This window comes from Micromonospora sp. NPDC048887 (genome assembly GCF_040649715.1).
GTDB lineage: Bacteria > Actinomycetota > Actinomycetes > Mycobacteriales > Micromonosporaceae > Micromonospora.
The window spans coordinates 534,536-551,191 of sequence record NZ_JBEZGA010000001.1 but is presented as its reverse complement, the minus strand read 5'-3'; the positions used below and the strand labels follow the sequence as shown (position 1 = coordinate 551,191).

15 protein-coding genes are annotated in these 16,656 nt (G+C 74.0%); 3 read left to right on the top strand and 12 right to left on the bottom strand.

All coding sequences use genetic code 11. From position 1 onward, the window contains the following. Positions 1-2 precede the first annotated feature (2 nt). Positions 3-1,649, bottom strand: a complete 1,647-nt coding sequence (gene hutU, locus AB0C17_RS02615) for a urocanate hydratase (RefSeq protein WP_357476333.1) — start codon at positions 1,647-1,649, stop codon at positions 3-5. A gap of 12 nt (positions 1,650-1,661) precedes the next feature. Next, on the bottom strand, positions 1,662-2,507 hold the full coding sequence (locus tag AB0C17_RS02610; RefSeq protein ID WP_357476331.1) for a MurR/RpiR family transcriptional regulator: 846 nt from the start codon (positions 2,505-2,507) through the stop codon (positions 1,662-1,664). Between the two features lie 114 nt (positions 2,508-2,621). Here AB0C17_RS02610 and AB0C17_RS02605 point away from each other — a divergent pair, with 114 nt between their 5' ends. Next, the gene (locus AB0C17_RS02605) at positions 2,622-3,842 is read left to right on the top strand and encodes a hypothetical protein (RefSeq protein ID WP_357476329.1); all 1,221 of its coding nucleotides are present in this window, start codon (positions 2,622-2,624) and stop codon (positions 3,840-3,842) included. On the opposite strand, the gene AB0C17_RS02600 is transcribed toward AB0C17_RS02605, so the two are convergent. The 7 genes from AB0C17_RS02600 to AB0C17_RS02570 are packed head-to-tail and all read right to left on the bottom strand — an operon-like array spanning position 3,839 to position 11,794. Then, positions 3,839-5,524, bottom strand: coding sequence for a glycosyltransferase family 39 protein (locus AB0C17_RS02600; RefSeq protein ID WP_357466956.1), 1,686 nt, complete (start codon positions 5,522-5,524; stop codon positions 3,839-3,841). The genes AB0C17_RS02605 and AB0C17_RS02600 overlap by 4 nt on opposite strands. 54 nt (positions 5,525-5,578) lie before the next feature. Next, positions 5,579-6,418, bottom strand: coding sequence for a glycosyltransferase family 2 protein (locus AB0C17_RS02595; protein ID WP_357385940.1), 840 nt, complete (start codon positions 6,416-6,418; stop codon positions 5,579-5,581). Next, positions 6,418-7,335 (bottom strand): glycosyltransferase, encoded by a 918-nt coding sequence (locus tag AB0C17_RS02590; RefSeq protein ID WP_357476326.1) that lies wholly within the window; start codon positions 7,333-7,335, stop codon positions 6,418-6,420. The genes AB0C17_RS02595 and AB0C17_RS02590 overlap by 1 nt, the downstream gene beginning before the upstream one ends. Continuing rightward, on the bottom strand, positions 7,332-8,666 hold the full coding sequence (locus AB0C17_RS02585; protein WP_357476324.1) for a hypothetical protein: 1,335 nt from the start codon (positions 8,664-8,666) through the stop codon (positions 7,332-7,334). The genes AB0C17_RS02590 and AB0C17_RS02585 overlap by 4 nt, the downstream gene beginning before the upstream one ends. Next, positions 8,653-9,747 (bottom strand): glycosyltransferase family 4 protein, encoded by a 1,095-nt coding sequence (locus AB0C17_RS02580; protein ID WP_357385934.1) that lies wholly within the window; start codon positions 9,745-9,747, stop codon positions 8,653-8,655. Before AB0C17_RS02580 ends, AB0C17_RS02585 begins: the two co-directional genes overlap by 14 nt. Further along, positions 9,744-10,595, bottom strand: coding sequence for a glycosyltransferase family 2 protein (locus AB0C17_RS02575; RefSeq protein WP_357385932.1), 852 nt, complete (start codon positions 10,593-10,595; stop codon positions 9,744-9,746). Before AB0C17_RS02575 ends, AB0C17_RS02580 begins: the two co-directional genes overlap by 4 nt. A 2-nt stretch (positions 10,596-10,597) precedes the next feature. Next, a complete protein-coding gene (locus AB0C17_RS02570) occupies positions 10,598-11,794 on the bottom strand; it encodes a hypothetical protein (protein WP_357385930.1) in 1,197 nt (398 codons plus the stop codon). Between the two features lie 171 nt (positions 11,795-11,965). On the opposite strand from AB0C17_RS02570, the gene AB0C17_RS02565 reads away from it, so the two are divergent. Next, complete coding sequence (locus tag AB0C17_RS02565; RefSeq protein ID WP_357466965.1) at positions 11,966-12,712, top strand: lipopolysaccharide biosynthesis protein; 747 nt, start codon at positions 11,966-11,968, stop codon at positions 12,710-12,712. Here the strand turns inward: AB0C17_RS02565 and rfbC are convergent. Further along, positions 12,658-13,266 (bottom strand): dTDP-4-dehydrorhamnose 3,5-epimerase, encoded by a 609-nt coding sequence (rfbC, locus tag AB0C17_RS02560; RefSeq protein WP_357466968.1) that lies wholly within the window; start codon positions 13,264-13,266, stop codon positions 12,658-12,660. The genes AB0C17_RS02565 and rfbC overlap by 55 nt on opposite strands. Continuing rightward, on the bottom strand, positions 13,263-14,150 hold the full coding sequence (rfbA, locus tag AB0C17_RS02555; RefSeq protein ID WP_357385926.1) for a glucose-1-phosphate thymidylyltransferase RfbA: 888 nt from the start codon (positions 14,148-14,150) through the stop codon (positions 13,263-13,265). Before rfbA ends, rfbC begins: the two co-directional genes overlap by 4 nt. 183 nt (positions 14,151-14,333) lie before the next feature. Here rfbA and rfbD point away from each other — a divergent pair, with 183 nt between their 5' ends. Next, entirely contained in the window at positions 14,334-15,200 is an 867-nt protein-coding gene (gene rfbD / locus AB0C17_RS02550; protein ID WP_357385925.1) for a dTDP-4-dehydrorhamnose reductase, read from the top strand. Here rfbD and AB0C17_RS02545 read toward each other — a convergent pair. Next, positions 15,197-16,651, bottom strand: coding sequence for a sugar transferase (locus AB0C17_RS02545; protein WP_357385923.1), 1,455 nt, complete (start codon positions 16,649-16,651; stop codon positions 15,197-15,199). The two genes, rfbD and AB0C17_RS02545, sit on opposite strands and share 4 nt — an antisense overlap. Between the last annotated feature and the right edge of the window lie 5 nt (positions 16,652-16,656).

Genomic DNA, 16,656 nt, shown 5'->3' with positions numbered 1-16,656 from the left:
CCTTACTCGGCCATGGGGACGCGCACGCCGGTGCGCTCGGCTACCGCGCGGGCGTCGTCGTAGCCGGCGTCGACGTGCCGGATCACGCCCATCGCCGGGTCGTTTGTGAGCACGCGCTCGATCTTCTGCCCGGCCAGCTCACTGCCGTCGGCCACGCAGACCTGGCCGGCGTGGATGGACCGGCCGATGCCGACGCCGCCGCCGTGGTGGATGGACACCCAGGACGCGCCGCTGGCGGTGTTGACGAGCGCGTTCAGCAGCGGCCAGTCGGCGATCGCGTCGGAGCCGTCGGCCATCGCCTCGGTCTCCCGGTAGGGGCTGGCCACGCTGCCGCAGTCCAGGTGGTCCCGGCCGATCACCACCGGCGCGCTCAGCTCGCCGGACGCGACCATCTCGTTGAACCGCACCCCGGCGCGGTCCCGCTCGCCGTAGCCGAGCCAGCAGATCCGCGCCGGCAGGCCCTGGAACGCGACCCGCTCGCCGGCCATCCGGATCCACCGGGCCAGCGACTCGTTCTCCGGGAACAGGTCGAGGATCGCCCGGTCGGTGGCCGCGATGTCGCGCGGGTCGCCGGAGAGCGCGGCCCAGCGGAACGGGCCCTTGCCCTCGCAGAACAACGGCCTGATGTACGCGGGCACGAACCCGGGGAAGTCGAACGCCCGCTCGTATCCGCCGAGCTTGGCCTCGCCCCGGATCGAGTTGCCGTAGTCGAAGACCTCCGCGCCCGCGTCCAGGAAGCCGACCATCGCCTCGACGTGCTTCGCCATCGACGCCCGGGCCCGGTCGGTGAACTCGGCCGGCTTGGCCGCCGCGTAGTCCCGGGCGTCGCCGAGGTCCACGCCCTCCGGCACGTACGACAGCGGGTCGTGCGCGCTGGTCTGGTCGGTCACGATGTCGATGGCCACGCCCCGGCGCAGCAGCTCGGGGAAGACGGTGGCGGCGTTGCCGACCACCCCGACGCTCAGGGCGCGCCGGTCCCGCTTCGCGGCGAGCGCCCGCTCGACCGCGTCGTCCAGCGAGCCGGCGATCTCGTCGAGGTAGCGGTCGTGCGCCCGCCGCTCCAGCCGGGACCGGTCCACGTCCACGACCAGGCAGACACCGCCGTTCATGGTGACCGCGAGCGGCTGCGCCCCGCCCATCCCGCCGCATCCGGCGGTGAGCGTCAGCGTGCCGGCGAGCGTGCCGCCGAACCGCTTCTCGGCCACCGCGGCGAACGTCTCGTACGTGCCCTGAAGGATGCCCTGGGTGCCGATGTAGATCCAGGAGCCGGCGGTCATCTGCCCGTACATGGTCAGGCCCAGCGACTCCAGGCGGCGGAACTCCGGCCAGGTGGCCCAGTCGCCGACCAGGTTGGAGTTGGCGAGCAGCACGCGCGGCGCCCACTCGTGGGTGCGCATGACCCCGACCGGGCGGCCGGACTGCACGAGCATCGTCTCGTCGTCGCGCAGGTCGGTCAGCGTGCGCACCAGCGCGTGATAGGACGGCCAGTCCCGGGCGGCCTTTCCGGTGCCCCCGTAGACCACCAGGTCCTCGGGACGCTCGGCCACCTCCGGGTCGAGATTGTTCATCAGCATCCGCAGGGCGGCCTCCTGCGGCCACCCCTTCGCGGTGCGTGCGGTGCCGCGAGCGGCGCGGACGGGCTGGTGCATCTCGTACTCCTCTCAGCCGAGGAACAACTGGCGGCGGGCGGCGGACGACTCGAACGCCTCGAGCCGGTTCTGGGTCTCGGCCGGTGCGGCGTCGCAGATCGCCTGGAGCACCACCATGGCCAGCGTCATCGGGGCGGTGTGCAGGTCGAAGACCAGGTCGGCGCCGACGGCGGCGGGCAGCACCACCTGGGCGTACTCGGTGGCCGGGCTCACCGGCGAGTCGGTGATCGCCACGACGGTCAGGCCGGCGTCGCGGGCCTCGCGCAGCGCGTCCAGGGTCTCCCGGGGGTAGCGGGGCAGCACGAACGCGAGCAGCGCCGTCGCGCCGGCCGCGACGGCCTGGTCCAGGCGGTCGACGAGCATGCTGCCGCCGTCGTCGAGCACCCGCACGTCCGGGTGCACCTTCGCGGCGAAATACGCGAAGTATGCGGCCAGCGGCGCGGCGGCGCGCAGCCCGAGCACCGGCAGCGGACGGCTGACCGCCAGCAACCTCCCCACCTCGGCGACCCGGTCGGCGTCGGCGAGCTGCGCGGCGAGCCGGTCCAGGTTGTCCCGCTCGGCGTGCACCGCCCGTTGCAGCGCGTTCCCGGCGGTCGGTGCGGCCGGCTCGGTGACCGTGAGTTCCCGCAGGCGGCGGCGCAGTGCCGGGTAGCCGTCGTGCCCGAGCGCCATGGCGAACCGGGTCACCGACGGCTGGCTGACGCCGGCCAGCTCGGCCACTTCGGCGGCGGACAGGTACGCCGCCGCGCCCGCGTGCCGCACCAGGCAGTGGGCGATGCGGCGCTGGGTCGGGGTGAGCCGCACGCCGTGGAACAGGTCGAGCAGGCGGTCGGGGGTGGCCGCACCGCTTTCATTCACACTGCGACTCTATGCATGAAAACTTTCAGTACGCAAGGGCGGCGCGACCGCAAAGAGATCTGATGAGCGTGCTCTCTGTACTATCCGCACGGCGGGTGAGCAGAGGAGTGGGGCATGCAGCCGGAAGGTCCGTACAGGTTCACCGAGGTGCTGGGGGAGTGCCAGGTCGGCAGGGCCTGGGCCGCACTCGACGGGCAGGACCGCGCGCTGACCGTCGCGGTGCTGGACGGCGCCGCAGCCGGGGACCAGCGTTGGCGCGAGGCGTTCACCAACGCGGCGAACGTGCTGGCCCAGACGCCCGGCGGCCACCGGTACGTCAACTCCGACTTCGCCGCCGGCCAGCCCTGGGTGGCGTACCCCTCCGAAGAGGACGGCGCGGCCGAGCGGCTGTTCCGCAGCCTGGGCATGGACTACCAGCGCACCGCCACCGCCGAGATCCTCCCGCCGCCCCCGCCGGTGTCCGCGCCGCCGCGGCAGGTCTCGTCGCCGCCGCAGTTGCCGTGGAGCCCGCAGCCGTGGGCGATGGCGCCGCAGCAGCCGGTCTCCGGCGCACCCGTGTCCGCCGGTGCGCCCGTCTCCGCAGGCGCTCCGGTGTCACCAGGTATGCCGGTGTCGCCGGGCATGCCGGTGCGGGCGATCCCGGCCCAGGCCGGCGCCTCGGACCCGCTCGTGGCCACCGGAGGGCCCCGGATCGCACCGGTCGCCCGTCCGCCCAAGAGCCGTACCGGCCTGTGGATCGGCGGCGTGGTCATGGCGGCGGTGCTGGCCGGTGGCGCCGGGCTGCTGGCCGGGCGCTCGCTCGCCGACGGAGGCGAACCGTCCACTCCGGTGGCCAGCACCTCGCCGGCGCTCTACGAGGCCACCCAGCAGTCGCTGAACAAGGCGAAGTTCGACGCCACGCTCATGCCGATCGCCGAGCCGTGGCTCGACGGGGTGGGCGGCTGCGCGATCAACACCGAGAAGAGCGGCCCCGGGCTCGCCGCGGGCGAGAAGCAGCATGTCTTCTGCCGCTACCTGGGCGTGTCGCTGCACTTCGCCGAGTACGAGTCGGCCGAGAAGAAGGAGGCGGCTCGCGCCTTCCGCCAGCAGATGGGCATCATCGGCCGTGCGCTCGCGCCGGGCATGCGGGAGGCCGGGCCGGCCACCGGCGGTGTCAGCGGGGCGCAGGGCAGCTACGTCGAGTACGCCGGCAACGGCCAGGACGGCCGCCCGGTCTGCGGCATCTGGTGGGGCCGGGACAACGACACCAGCGCGATCTACATGGAGACGCCGTGCGGGGCCGGGCTCGGCGGCAACTGGGACGCGCTGCGCGACCTCTGGCAGCGCCACAGCTAGCGGACAGCCGCCCCGTTGGGCGGTGGCACCAGGCAGACGTCGCCGCCCTTGGTGACGCCCGCTGCGAGGTCGAAGCGGACCACACGCGCACCGCCGAACTGCCGCTCGGTGACCGCCACGCCACTGCCGCCGAGCCGGACGATGACGTCCCGGTTCGCGGCGTCGGCCCAGTCGGTGGCCTGGAACAGCCAGACCCGGGACCGGCCGGGCAGCAGCGTCGACACGGTCCGCCCCGGGCAGCCGCCCGGCCCGGCCGCGACCACGTACGCGTCGGCCGGTGGGCCGTACCACGCCTGGGCGTTCCACGAGACGGTGGTGGCCAGCACCAGGTCACCCGGGCGGCGTTTGTCGTCCAGGTGGCGCAGCGCGCCCCGGTAGTCGACCGCGTTGGCGCCGCCGCCCTGGGCGAAGGCCCGCGCCGGATGCACAGTCGCCACGACGGCGGTGGCCAGTTGCGGCACGGCGAGCGCGAGCAGCAGCACCACCCCCACCGCCCACCTGACCCGGGCGGGCAGGCCGGCGCGCTGTGGTGGCGGCGCCACGGCGAGCGCGGCGAGCAACAGGCAGGCCGGCACCGCGTACAGCGCCAGCCGGCCGTTGAACGGGTAGACCGACACCGCCGCGCCGGCCAGCCCTGCTGCCAGCGGTGTGAGCAGCACCAGCACCGCGACGGTCGACAGCCGGCGCAGCCCGGCCGCCGTGCCCAGCACCAGCAGCGGTACGACGACCCATGCCGACCAGGCCACGAACGGCACGGTGGCGAGACTCCGGTACGTCGCCGCGAGCCATTCCACAGTGGCGGGCAGGTCGGTCAGCGAGTGGGCCGGGTAGATCGACTTTCCCCGCCAGTACGCGGCGAGCTGCTGATCGGCGAGCCCCGGCGCGAGGAACAGCACGTACACCACGAGCGCCACCACGGCCCAGGCCGGCGCCGGGGCGAGGAACCGGCCCAGGTCACGCCACCTGCTCGTCCACTGCCGGTCCCGGCGGGACAACGCGTACCCGCCGATCAGCACGCCGAGCGCGCCGGTGACCGGAATGGACAACGTGCTGACGAACGCCGCGACCGCCGCGACCGACCAGAACACCGCCGACCCGGCCCAGGTCGGACCGTTCCGGACGAGCAGCAGCGCCAGCCCGACCACGAGCGTGACGGCGAACGCCTCGGCGCTGTACTGCTTCAGCTCGTTGGAGTAGCCGATCAGGAACGGCGCGACGGCGACCAGCAGCAGCGCCGCCAGCGCGGCGAGCGGCGGCAGGAGTCGCCGGCCGAGCCACGCCACGAGCGGCAGCAGCGCCAGCCCGAACAGCAGCGGCACCAGCCGCAGCGCCCGCTCACCGTCGCCGAACTGCGCGAACGCGAACCGTTCCAGCCACAGCCAGCCGGGCGGCGCCGACTGGCTGAACGCCAACGGCCGTAACAGGTCCAGGTAGCCGCGCTCCCGGATGTTGTGCGCGATGTAGAGCTCGTCGCTCCAGAAGCTGCGCGCGTACGCCCACTGCCGGATCCGCAGCACCGCGCCGAGCGTGACAAGCAGGCCCGCGACGGCCCAGTACGGGGACCGGCTCAGCCGGTCCCACGCGACGGCGACGACCTCGGCGGGCGTGCCCGGCCGCGACGCCACCGGCGTCGCCGACGCGGGCGCCGTCGAGGGGGAGAAGGCCGGGCGTGTCACGGACACGGCGAGACGGTATCAAAGCCTCATTCACGTCAGCGGCCCCGCGACCGGCCTCGATCACTCCCCGGCATGGCCCGGAACGGACGGGACCGGCGGCACCGCAGTACCCACCGATCCGGCGGCCAGACGGTGCCGGCGGGCCGGCCGTGGCAGGCCGACCAGGAACTCCGGGAACATGCCGAAGAACGTCCGGGCGCTGCGCAGCTCCAGCGTGTGCGCCCGGGACCAGCGCACCGAGTTGGTCGCGCGGGCCCAGTGGTGGGTCCACCGCACGTCACCGAGCACCGCCACCGGCAACCCGTGCCGCCAGGCGCGCAGCCCCAGCTCGTGGTCCTCGTAGTAGAGGAAGAACCGCTCGTTCCACCCGCCCAGCGCGGTGACGTCGGCGGTCCGGCCGGCGACCGCCGCGCCCATCACCCAGGCGACGTGGCGTGTCTCGCCGGGCGCGGCCACCAGCCGGTACGAGGTGTGCAGCCGGGACAGCGGCCACACCTTGCGGTTGCCGAGCTTCGCCGTCGCGTACGGGAAGCCGCGCCCGTTCGCCTGTGGTGTGCCGTCGGTGGCCAGCAGTTGCGGCGCGACCAGCCCACCGTGTGTGTCCAGGTGCCGGGCCAGCGCGCCCAGCCCGTCCGGGCGCACCTCAAGGTCCGGGTTGGCGAACAGCACGTACCGGCCGGTCGCCTGGTGCAGCGCGACGTTGTTGGCGCGGGAGAAGCCGACGTTCTCCGGCAGCCGGATCACCCTCGCGCCCAGCTTCTCGGCGACCGCCGCCGAGTCGTCTGTGGAGGCGTTGTCGACCACCAGCCACTCGTACGGTTTCGGGCCGCGCCAGCAGCGGCGCAGCGTGTCCGCCGAGTGGTAGGTGACTGTCACCACGGTCCACGGCTGTGCCGTCATCACGCCCTCCGAGCGGTCAGGTAGCCGAGCAGGGACGCGAACCCGAAGCGGGGACCGGTCCAGCGGCGGCGGGCCGCCGGTCCTTCGGCCAGCCCGCGTCCGATGCCGCGCAGGAACGGGCGCAGCAGGCCCTGCCGGGCCCGCCGGGCGGCGAGCGCGAGGTGCGCCAGCGCGAGCACCGGCACCGCCACGAGCAGCAGCGGCCAGGTGAACGTGCGGGCGGCGACCAGCAGCCGGTTGCGGGCCAGCAGGAACGCCCGGAACCCCTGCAACCGGTCGTCGCCGTCCACGCTGTGCCCGCCGGCGTGCGGCAGCACCACGTCCAGCCCCCGGGTGCGCAGCCCGGAGGCGTAGAGCCGGAACGCCAGGTCGGCGTCCTCGCCCCAGGCGAACAGGTGCTCGTCGAAGCCGCCGAAGCGCCGGTACAGCGCGGCCGGGAAGACCGCCGCGCCCCCGGACGGTCCGAGCGGCGTACGGCCGGCAGTGGCCCGCCTGTCGATGAACAGCGACACCGGGTTGAGGTCGATGCCCACGTACTCGCCGCCGTGCATGGCCAGGCCGACAGCGAGCGGGGCGTCCGGCTCGGCGGCGACGGCGGCGCAGATCCGGGCCAGCGCGTCGTCCGGCAGCCACACGTCCGGGTTCAGCAGCAGCAGGTGGCTCGTGGTCACCGTCGCCACCGCCCGGTTGCAGCCGGCCGCGAAGCCCGGGTTCGTGGCGTCGGGCAGGTAGGCGTACCGGTCGGCGGGCAGGTGCCCGGCGATCACCTCGGCGCACCCGTCGGAGGGCCAGTTGTCCGCGAAGACGAACCGGACCGGCATGTCACCGGCGCTGCGTACCCAGGTCGGCAGCGTCTCGGCGAGCATGCCGGCGGACCGGTAGAGGACGGTGACCACGGTGAGCCCGTCGAACGTCATGCCGCGCTCCTGCCCAGCCGGTGCAGCACACAGAGGCCGGGCACCAGGCTCAGCCAGGTCGGATAGATCAGCGGATACAGCTCGTAGACGCCGAACAGTGCGAAGTAGACGACGAACGCCCGCGCCAGCTGCCCGGCCGGCGCCCGGGAGAACTCGAACCACCGCTCGGTCGCGCCCACCGCCAGCCCCAGCGCGGCCAGGAAGAACACCGCGCCCAGCGGGCCGTAGTCGAGCAGCGGGATGGCCACGAACGTCGCCGTGTTCATCAGGTACGGCTGGCTGAGCTGGGACGTCAGCCCGTACAGGTCCGCCTTGCCGACGATCGGCTCGACCCGGGAGCCGAGGAACGTCAGCGAGTACGTGCCGTACCGGGGTTCCAGGTGCTCCCGTTGCGACCAGACCCGCCCGAACGTCTCGGTGGACGAACTCAGCGACAGGTCAAGCGATCCGGCGCTGCTGGTCAGCGCGTTGCTGCCGTAGCGGGCCCGGAACTCGGTCTCGAACGCGCCGGTGCCGGCCATGGTGCGCTGCCCGCCGAGGAACACCGCCGCGCCGAGCGCCACCGCGCCGATCAGCAGCACCACAGGCGTGCGCGCGGCCAGGAACGACGCGGCCCGTCCCCGGGTACGCCGGACCGACAGCGCCGCGATCAGCGCGGGCGCGACGCCCACGAGCACCGAGTTCTTGCTCGCGCCCAGCGCCGCCCCGACGGTGAAGAGCGCGGCCAGCGCGTAGTAGAGCGGCAGCACCCGGCCGCGCGCGGACAACGCGCGCAGCAGCGACACCGCCATGCCGAGCGTCCACGCCTCGGACAGCAGCCCGACGACCAGGTTCGCCTGCTCGCGCAGCACCTGCCGGGCAGCGTCCGGGTTGTCGGCGAGCAGCGGCGGCACGGTGCCCCGGAACCGGATCGCCGAGGTCACCACAGCGATACCGAGCAGCACGAACAAGTACGTCAGCAGGCGGCGCTCGGACGGCCAGGACAGCGCCGGTCGGGTGCGGTCGCCGTCCTCGTCCCTCCTGTCGATCAGCCGCCGCCCGACCGCCCAGGCCAGCAGGAAGACCGTCACGTATCCGGCGAGCACCGGCAGCACCCCACGACCCGCCCAGGAGTCGTACGGGCCGGGTAGCACCCGCACGGCGAGCAGCGCGGCCGTCCAGACGGCGGCGCAGGCGGCGAGCGCCCACATCCGCAGGCGCGCGGCGAGCAGCGTGCCGACGGCCAGCGCGAGCGCGACGGCGATCCCGGCGTCGTGCGTCGCCAGCAGCAGCGCCGCACCGAGCGCGAACGGGATCCCGACCGACCAGAGGCGTCGCTCAGCGGCTGTCACTGGCGACCGTCCGGTACAGGTCGTGCCAGGCGTCCACGCACCCGTCGAACGAGTGCCGGTCCGCGTACCGCCGGGCCAGCTCGCGCCGCCGCCCGTCCCACGCGGCCGGGTCGGTGGCCGTCCGGACGGCGGCGGCCAGCGCCTGCGGCGTCAGCTCCGCCCGGTACGCGAGCACGCCGTCACCGGCGGCTGTCACCTCGGTCAGGCCGCCCGCGCCGGAGTGCACCACCGGCACCCCCAGCGACATCGCCTCCAGCGCGCTGCGCCCGAACGCCTCCACCCGGGACGGCACCAGCAGGCAGTGCAGCCGTTGCAGGAACGGCGCGGCGTCGACCCGCCCGACCAGGTGCAGGTTCGGCCGCTCCGCGACCTCGACGGCGCCGGCGCCGGCGACCAGGAACTCCACGTCGGGCAGCGCCGCTGCCACGTCCGCCAGCAGGTCGGCGCCCTTCTCCCGTTCCAGCCGGCCGAGGAAGCCGACCCGCACCGGGCCGTCCGGTGCGAGGCGGCCGGTGTCGGCCACCTGCGGCCAGATGGCGGGCAGCGGGTTCGGGATCACCCGCACGTCGCGGATCCGCCCGCGTACCCGGAGCTCGTGGGCCTCGAAGTCGGAGACCGCCACCGTCGCGTGCGGCCGCAGCCGCCGGAACATCAGGTCGGTGCTGATGTTTGCCTGCACCGCGGCCTTGGCGCGCCACGTCTCGGCCGTGTCGCGGTACTGCCAGAGGCTGTTGTGCAGCGTCACCACCAGCGGCGTGCGGCGGCCCCGAACGCCCAGTCCGGCGCGGGCGTGCATCGCGGCGGAGAGCAGGTGCGCGCTGACCACGTCCGGCCGCAGCTCTTCGACGAGCGTGCGGATGCCGCGCGCGTACCCGAGGTCCACCCGCTTGGCCGCGCCCAGCGGACGCCACGGCGCGCCCGCGTCCCGCAACGCCGCCGCGACCTCGTCGTCAGGGGTGGCGGCGACCACGTCGACGCCGCGGGCCGCGAGCGCCGGCAGCATCTCGATCAGGAAGCGCTCGGCCCCGCCGAGCTGCCGCCGCCCCGACCCGCCGGTGGTGCAGACGAACAGCACCCTCATCGGACGCCCATGCCTTCCAGGGCGCCGCGGGCGATAGCCCGCCGCGCTGTCCCGCCGCCCACCGCCGCCCGGGCGAGCACCCCCAGGGTGTACGCGGAACAGGCCACTGTGCCCCGCCACCCGGCCAGCTCACGGCTGGCCCGGATGAACTCGCGGGTCTGCCGGCGCGAGATCTCCTCGGCCGCCCACCGGCGCTTCGCGCTCGCGTCGTCCTCGTGCGTGACCACGGCGTCCGGCAGGTACGCCAGGCGCAGCCCGAGCCGGCGCACCGCCCAGCACAGCCGCAGGTCCTCCGAGTAGAAGAACGACGACTCGTCCACGCCGCCGATCCGGTCCAGCGTCTCCCGCCGGATCGCCACGAACGGCCCGGAGAGCCAGTCGCCCCGCTCCGGCGGCGCGACGATCCGCAGCCTCGGGAACAGCAGGCTGAGCCCGGTGGCGTGCGCGACGCCGGTGCCCACCGTCAGGAAGCGGCCGGCGGCGGTCTGGTCCCGGCCGGCCGCGTCGAGCACCTTGGGGAACGCGGCACCCACAGTGGATTCGTCCAGTTCGGCCGCCAGCCGCTCGATCGCGCCCGGCCGGACGAGAATGTCGTTGTTCGACAGCACCACCCGGGACCGGGTGCTGTGCCGCACACCGAGGTTCATGCCCTTGGCGTAGCCGAGGTTCGTCTCCGAGCGCACGTACCGGGCGCCCGTCTCGGCGCACATCGCCCGCAGCCTGTCGCTGATCTCGGAGGCGCTGCCGTTGTCCACCACGACGGTTTCCACACCCTCGGGGAGCGAGCGGACGCAGCCGTCGGTGCGCTCGAAGTCTTCCCAGGTCAACACGACGATTGAGACGTCCACCGCTAGGCCATCCGATTGACGAGGAGGTGCGTGGACCGCTGGAGTCGCTGCCGGGTGCGCAACGCGTAGACGCCGTAGGCGACAGACGACGCGACCGCGGCGCCGAGCGCGCCGGCCCACGGGATGAGCAGAACGTACAGCACCACCGACACCGACATGGTGACCAGGGCCACTGCTGTGGTGGCCTGCTCGCCCGCGCGCTTGAGCAGCGCCGCGCTCCACGTCTTGCCGGCCGACAACGCCAGCGTGCCGGGCAGCAGGAGCAGCCCGAAGATCCAGGCGTCGCGGTAGTCGGTCGCCAGCACGCCGAGCACCGCCAGGCCGATCACCGCGAGCGCGGCGATCGGCAGCGCCGACTTCACCACGTCGCGGCCGTGGTCGCGGATCGCGTCCGGGTCGCGTTCGGCCAGGATCCGCTGTGCCCGTACCACGGCGCCGGACTGCGCGAACTCCAGCGCCGCCACCGCCAGCGCGAACACGCCGAGCGCGCCCGCGCCGGCGAAGCGGGCCACCAGGACCTGGCTCAGCCGGTACGTCAGCATCTGCGCGCACACCCCGACGTGCAGCCGACCCACCGCGAGCAGGTCGGCGCGGTACTCGGTGCGTCCCGCCGTCGCCGCCGGCCCCGGCCCGAACCGCCGCGCCCAGCCCAGCACCGCCACCCCGAGCACTGTCGCGGTGGCGACCTGCACGCCCAGCCACAGCACGCTCCACAGGCCACCGTCGAGCCGGTGACCCAGCCAGAGCAGCCCGTACCCGGCCACCAGCACCGCGCCGCCGAGCGCCCGCATGGTGTAGACGAACCAGAACCGCTTGAGGCGCAGGCCGAGCGAGGCCGCAGTGTTGAACACGGTGAGCGCGCAGCCCGCCCCGATGCCCACCGGATGGCTGCCCAGCCCGGCCAGCGTGGTCAGCAGCGCCGCGGCCAGCGCGGTGAGACCGAGCGAGACGGCGAGGATGCCGGCGATCCACACCCGGCCCCGCGACATGATCCACCCGGCCGGCCGGGACAGCAGGAACGTGTCGACGGACAGGCCGCCGAGTGCCGCGCCCACAGTGGCGCTGACCATGTTCGCCGCGAGTTCGCCGCGTTCCGCCGCCGGCAGCGTGACCGACACCAGCGCGGCGAGGCCGGTCAGGCCCAGGGCGACCAGATAGAGACGCTCGGGGGAGACGATCCGCCGGACCCGGCCTAACACCCGGCGCCCAGGCGCCGGTGTCGGCCGCGAGCCGGCCACGCGTAATCCACTCGTCTTCCCCCAAGATGCGCGGATGTGTGCGGGCCTGTTCTACCCGACCGGGGCTGCGCAGCGCAATGACCGGCGGACGGGTGCGCCCACTGCGGCAGCTCGCCGGTAGGGTGTCGCGTCGTGGACCTGGCCCACTTCCGCGACACGATCGGCAGGCGGTGGCCGATCGTGCTGGCGCTGACGCTGCTGTGCGGCGCGCTCACCGGGGTCCTCGCCGAACGCCGGCCGCCGGCCTACCGGGCCGAGACCCAGATGGTCGTCACGTTCGCCGCCGAGAAGTCCGCCACGCCGCAGCCCCGCCCACCGGCCGACGAGGCGGGCCGGCTGATGCAGCGGCGGGTGAAGACGTACGCCACCATGATGAACACGCCCCGGCTGACGCGCCCGGTGATCGACTCGCTCGGGCTGCCGTACACCACCGACGACCTGGCCGGCCGCGTCGTCGCGTCCTCCACTGTCGACTCACTGGCGATCGACGTGGCAGTAACCGACCGGTCAGCCGGCACCGCCGCGGCGATAGCCGCGGCGCTCGCCGCCGAGCTGCAACGGATCGCCGAGCGCGACCTGCCGCCCGCCGGGCTCGGGCTCAAGGCCCACGTCGCCGTGGTCCGGGCCGCCACCCCGCCGGGGCGTCCCGAGCCGGTGCGGTGGCAGTGGCACGCCGCCGGTGGCGCGCTCGGCGGCCTGGCTGCCGGGGTCGGTGTCGCACTCGTGCTCGGCTACCGCCGGGCCGGCACCCCGGTGGGCGCGGACGTGCGGACGTTCTGGACGACAGTCGTGCGCCGCCGCCCGGCCGGCGCGGCGGCGCCGGATCAGGCGAACGGCCGGGTGTCCAGCGCTGCCGTGAAGGAGCGGCAGGCGTCGTAGCCGGGCAGCCGGCCCGCCGCGCGTGCCTCGGCCAGGCGGGGGGCCGCCGCGTCCCGCTCGGACAGCAGCGGCGTCGTCGCCGGCCAGTCGATGCCGAGGACCGGGTCCAGCGGGTGCACCGTGTGCTCGGCCGCCGGGTTGTAGGTGGCCGAACAGAGATAGCTGATCGTCGCGTCGTCGGTGAGCGCGCAGAACCCGTGCCCCAGCCCTTCGGCCAGGTAGACGGCCCGCCGGTCGGTGTCGTCGAGGCGTACTGCCTCCCACCGGCCGTACGTCGGCGAGCCGACCCGCACGTCCACCACCACGTCCAGCACCGCCCCGCGTACGCAGGTGACGTACTTGGCCTGGCCGGGTGGTACGTCGGCGAAGTGGATGCCGCGCACCACGTTCCGGGCGGAGACGGAGACGTTGCCCTGCGCCAGCCGCAGCGGGTGGCCGACCGCCTCGGCGAGCCGGTCGAAGCGGTACCACTCCAGGAACAGGCCGCGCGGGTCGCCGTGCTGCTGCGGGGTCACCTCCCAGGCGCCCTCGATGCTCAACGGACGGATCTTCACGACGCGCTCCCCGAACCGGACCGCTCGGCCAGCAGGCCCAGCAGGTAGTCACCGTAACCGCTGCGGGTCAGCGGGTGGGCCAGCATCCGCAACCGCCCGTCGTCGATCAGCCCGGACCGCCAGGCGACCTCCTCGACACAGCCGATCTTCATGCCCTGGCGTTCCTCGATCACCCGGACGAACTCGGCGGCCTGCATCATCGACGTGAAGGTGCCGGTGTCCAGCCACGCGGTGCCCCGGTCGAGCACCGTCACCGTCAGCTCGCCCCACGCCCGGTACGTCTCGTTGATCGCGGTGATCTCCAGCTCGCCCCTGGCGCTCGGGGTCAGCTTGCGGGCGATGTCGACCACCCGGTTGTCGTAGAAGTAGAGGCCCGGCACCGCGTACCGGGAGCGGGGGCGGGCCGGCTTCTCCTCGATCGACAGCACCCGGCCGGCTTCGTCGAACTCGACCACGCCGTAGTCCTGCGGATTGGCGACCGGATACGCGAAGACCCGGCCGCCGGCCGGATCGCCGTGATCGGCGAGCTGCCGGCCGAGCCCGGCGCCGTGGAAGATGTTGTCGCCGAGGATCAGCGCCACCGACTCGGCGCCGATGAAGTCCGCGCCGAGCAGGAACGCCTGCGCGATGCCCTCCGGCCGGGGCTGCTCGGCGTACGCCAGGCTCAGCCCCCACTGGCTGCCGTCGTCCAGCAGCCGCTCGAACTGGGCGCGGTCCTCCGGCGTGGTCACCACCAGGATCTCCCGTACCCCGGCCATCACCAGAGTGGAGAGCGGGTAGTAGACCATCGGCTTGTCGAACACCGGCATCAGTTGCTTCGAGACGGCCCGGGTGATCGGCCAGAGCCGGGAACCGGTGCCGCCGGCGAGAAGGATTCCACGCACCCGCGGGAGACTACCCGCGCCGCAGCCGCCCCCGTGGCCCGTCGACGTGCCACGCCGCGCCGTCGGTGCGGCGTAGACTCCACGTCCCGTGAGGATCCTCGTCACCGGCGGCGCCGGCTTCATCGGGTCGGAGCACGTGTGGATGCTGCCGGGCGTCACCGGCGGCGACGCGACCGGCCACCGGTGACCCGGGTGCTGGTCACCGGCTCGGGCGGGATGCTCGGGCGGGACCTGCTCGCCGTGCTGCGGACCCGGCCGGACCTGTCGGTCACCGCCGCCGCCCGCGCCGACCTCGACGTCACCGACGCCCATGCCGTCCGGGACGCGGTGAGCGGGCACGACGTGGTGCTCAACGCCGCCGCGTGGACCGATGTGGACGGCGCCGAGACACGCGAGCGGGACGCCACAGCCGTGAACGGCGACGCGGTCGCCCACCTGGCCCGCGCGTGTGCCGGGTCCGGCACGCGCCTGGTGCACGTCTCCACCGACTACGTGTTCGCCGGGGACGCCACCGAGCCCTACCCGGAGGACGCGCCGACCGGCCCGGTCAACGCGTACGGGCGCAGCAAGCTCGCCGGGGAACAGGCGGTGGCCCGGCTGCTGCCCGAGACCGGGTACGTCGTCCGTGCCGCCTGGCTCTACGCCCCCCACGGGCGCAACTTCGTCACCACGATGCTGCGGCTGGCAGCTGAACGCGACCGGCTCGACGTGGTGGACGACCAGCGCGGCCAGCCCACCTGGTCGTACCGGCTCGCGGAGCGCCTCGTGGCGCTCGCCGACGCGGCGCTCGCCGGCGACGCGGCACCCGGGACGTACCACGGCACCGCCGCGGGTGAGACCACCTGGTACGGCCTGGCCCGCGCCGTCTTCGCCCTGCGCGGCCTCGACCCGGAGCGGATCCGGCCGACCACTACCGACCGCTTCCCGCGCCCGGCGCCGCGCCCCCACTACAGCGTGCTGGCGCACGGCCGGTGGGCCGCCGCGAAGCTGCCGCCGCCGGAGGACTGGCGCGCGGATCTGGCGCGGGCGCTGGCCGGCGACTGCGGCTAGCGGCCGCCGCCCCGGAAGACCTCGGTCACGGTACGCAGCACGATCTTGATGTCGAGCCAGAGCGACCAGTTCTCGATGTAGTAGTTGTCGAACCGCGCCCGGTCCGAGATCGGCGTGTCCCCGCGCAGGCCGCTGACCTGCGCCAGCCCGGTGAGCCCCACCGGGACGCGGTGCCGCATCGCGTACCTCGGGTACTCCACTGTGAACTTCTCCACGAAGTACGGCCGTTCCGGCCGGGGCCCCACCACGCTCATCTCACCGCGCAGGATGTTCCACAGCTGCGGCAGCTCGTCCAGCGAGGTGCGCCGCATGAACCGCCCGATCGGCCCGACCCGCTCGTCGTGCGCGATGGACCAGGTGGTCTGCGACTCGTGCTCGTCGGACGGGCGCATGGACCGGAACTTGACCACGTGGAACGGCTTGCCGTACCGCCCGATGCGCTCCTGGCGGAAGAACACGCCCCGGCCGCCGTCGAGGAACGTGGCGACGGCGCAGAGCAGCAGCAGCGGGCTCAGCGCCACCAGGGCGGTCACCGCGAACACCACGTCGGAGGCGCGCTTGAGCCGCCACCGGGGACCGGTGAGCGTGGTGTCGCCGATCTTGATGATCGGGATGGCGCCGATGTGGTCCGGGTAGCCGCCCTGCGACCGCGACCCCCACAGGCGCGGCACCGCCCACAGGTCACAGCGGGAACTGGCCGGGCGCAGCAGCGCCTCCATCAGGTCGGCCTCGGGACAGTCCGGGTCCGCGATCACCAGGACCTCGCACTCCAGCATGTCGACGAGCTTCTCCAGCTCGTCGATGGTGCCGATGAGCGGAAGCGAGCCGATCCGCGCCCGTGACCGGGCGTCGACAGCGCCGACGAACCGCAGCCCGTACTGCGGGTAGCGGCGCAACAGCCGGGCCAGCTCGCCGCCGATCGGCCCGCCGCCGATGACTATCGCGTTGTGCTCCACCCACCGGCGCCTGCGGGCCAGCAGGATGAGCCGGCTGTTCAGCGCCCGGCCGACGATCACCAGGCCGGCGGAGAGCGCGACGCCGCGCATGAACCCGCTGACGTGTGGCACCGAGTCGTGCCGCAGCGCCGCGATGATCGCCCCCACCGCGCCGGAGGCCAGCAGCCGGCCGCCGAGGCTCGGTAGTTCGTCGAGGATGCTGATGTGCCGCCGCGGCCGGTAGAGCCCGCCCGCGGCGAACAGGCCCAGGGTCAGCGCGGCGTTGAACAACGTGCCACGCCAGTAGTCCTGAGTCAGCAGCAACGGGGTGAGCAGCGCCGCGACGTCGATGGGCGCGGTCACCATCCAGGCCCGCAACCATCGGGTACGCGTCGACGCCCGCGACCCCGCGTACGGCAGCACCGTCGTGGTGTCCATGCCGCTGTCCATCGGCGCGTTCATGGCCGTGCTGGACGGCGGTGCGGGCGGATGCTCGTACGCCGGCAGGCGTGGCATTGTCG

Coding starts and splice junctions, on each gene's coding strand:
- hutU (WP_357476333.1), bottom strand. CDS start 1,649: ATGCACCAGCCCGTCCGCGCCGCTCGCGGCACCGCACGCACCGCGAAG.
- AB0C17_RS02605 (WP_357476329.1), top strand. CDS start 2,622: ATGCAGCCGGAAGGTCCGTACAGGTTCACCGAGGTGCTGGGGGAGTGC.
- AB0C17_RS02595 (WP_357385940.1), bottom strand. CDS start 6,418: ATGACGGCACAGCCGTGGACCGTGGTGACAGTCACCTACCACTCGGCG.
- AB0C17_RS02590 (WP_357476326.1), bottom strand. CDS start 7,335: ATGACGTTCGACGGGCTCACCGTGGTCACCGTCCTCTACCGGTCCGCC.
- AB0C17_RS02580 (WP_357385934.1), bottom strand. CDS start 9,747: ATGAGGGTGCTGTTCGTCTGCACCACCGGCGGGTCGGGGCGGCGGCAG.
- AB0C17_RS02545 (WP_357385923.1), bottom strand. CDS start 16,651: ATGCCACGCCTGCCGGCGTACGAGCATCCGCCCGCACCGCCGTCCAGC.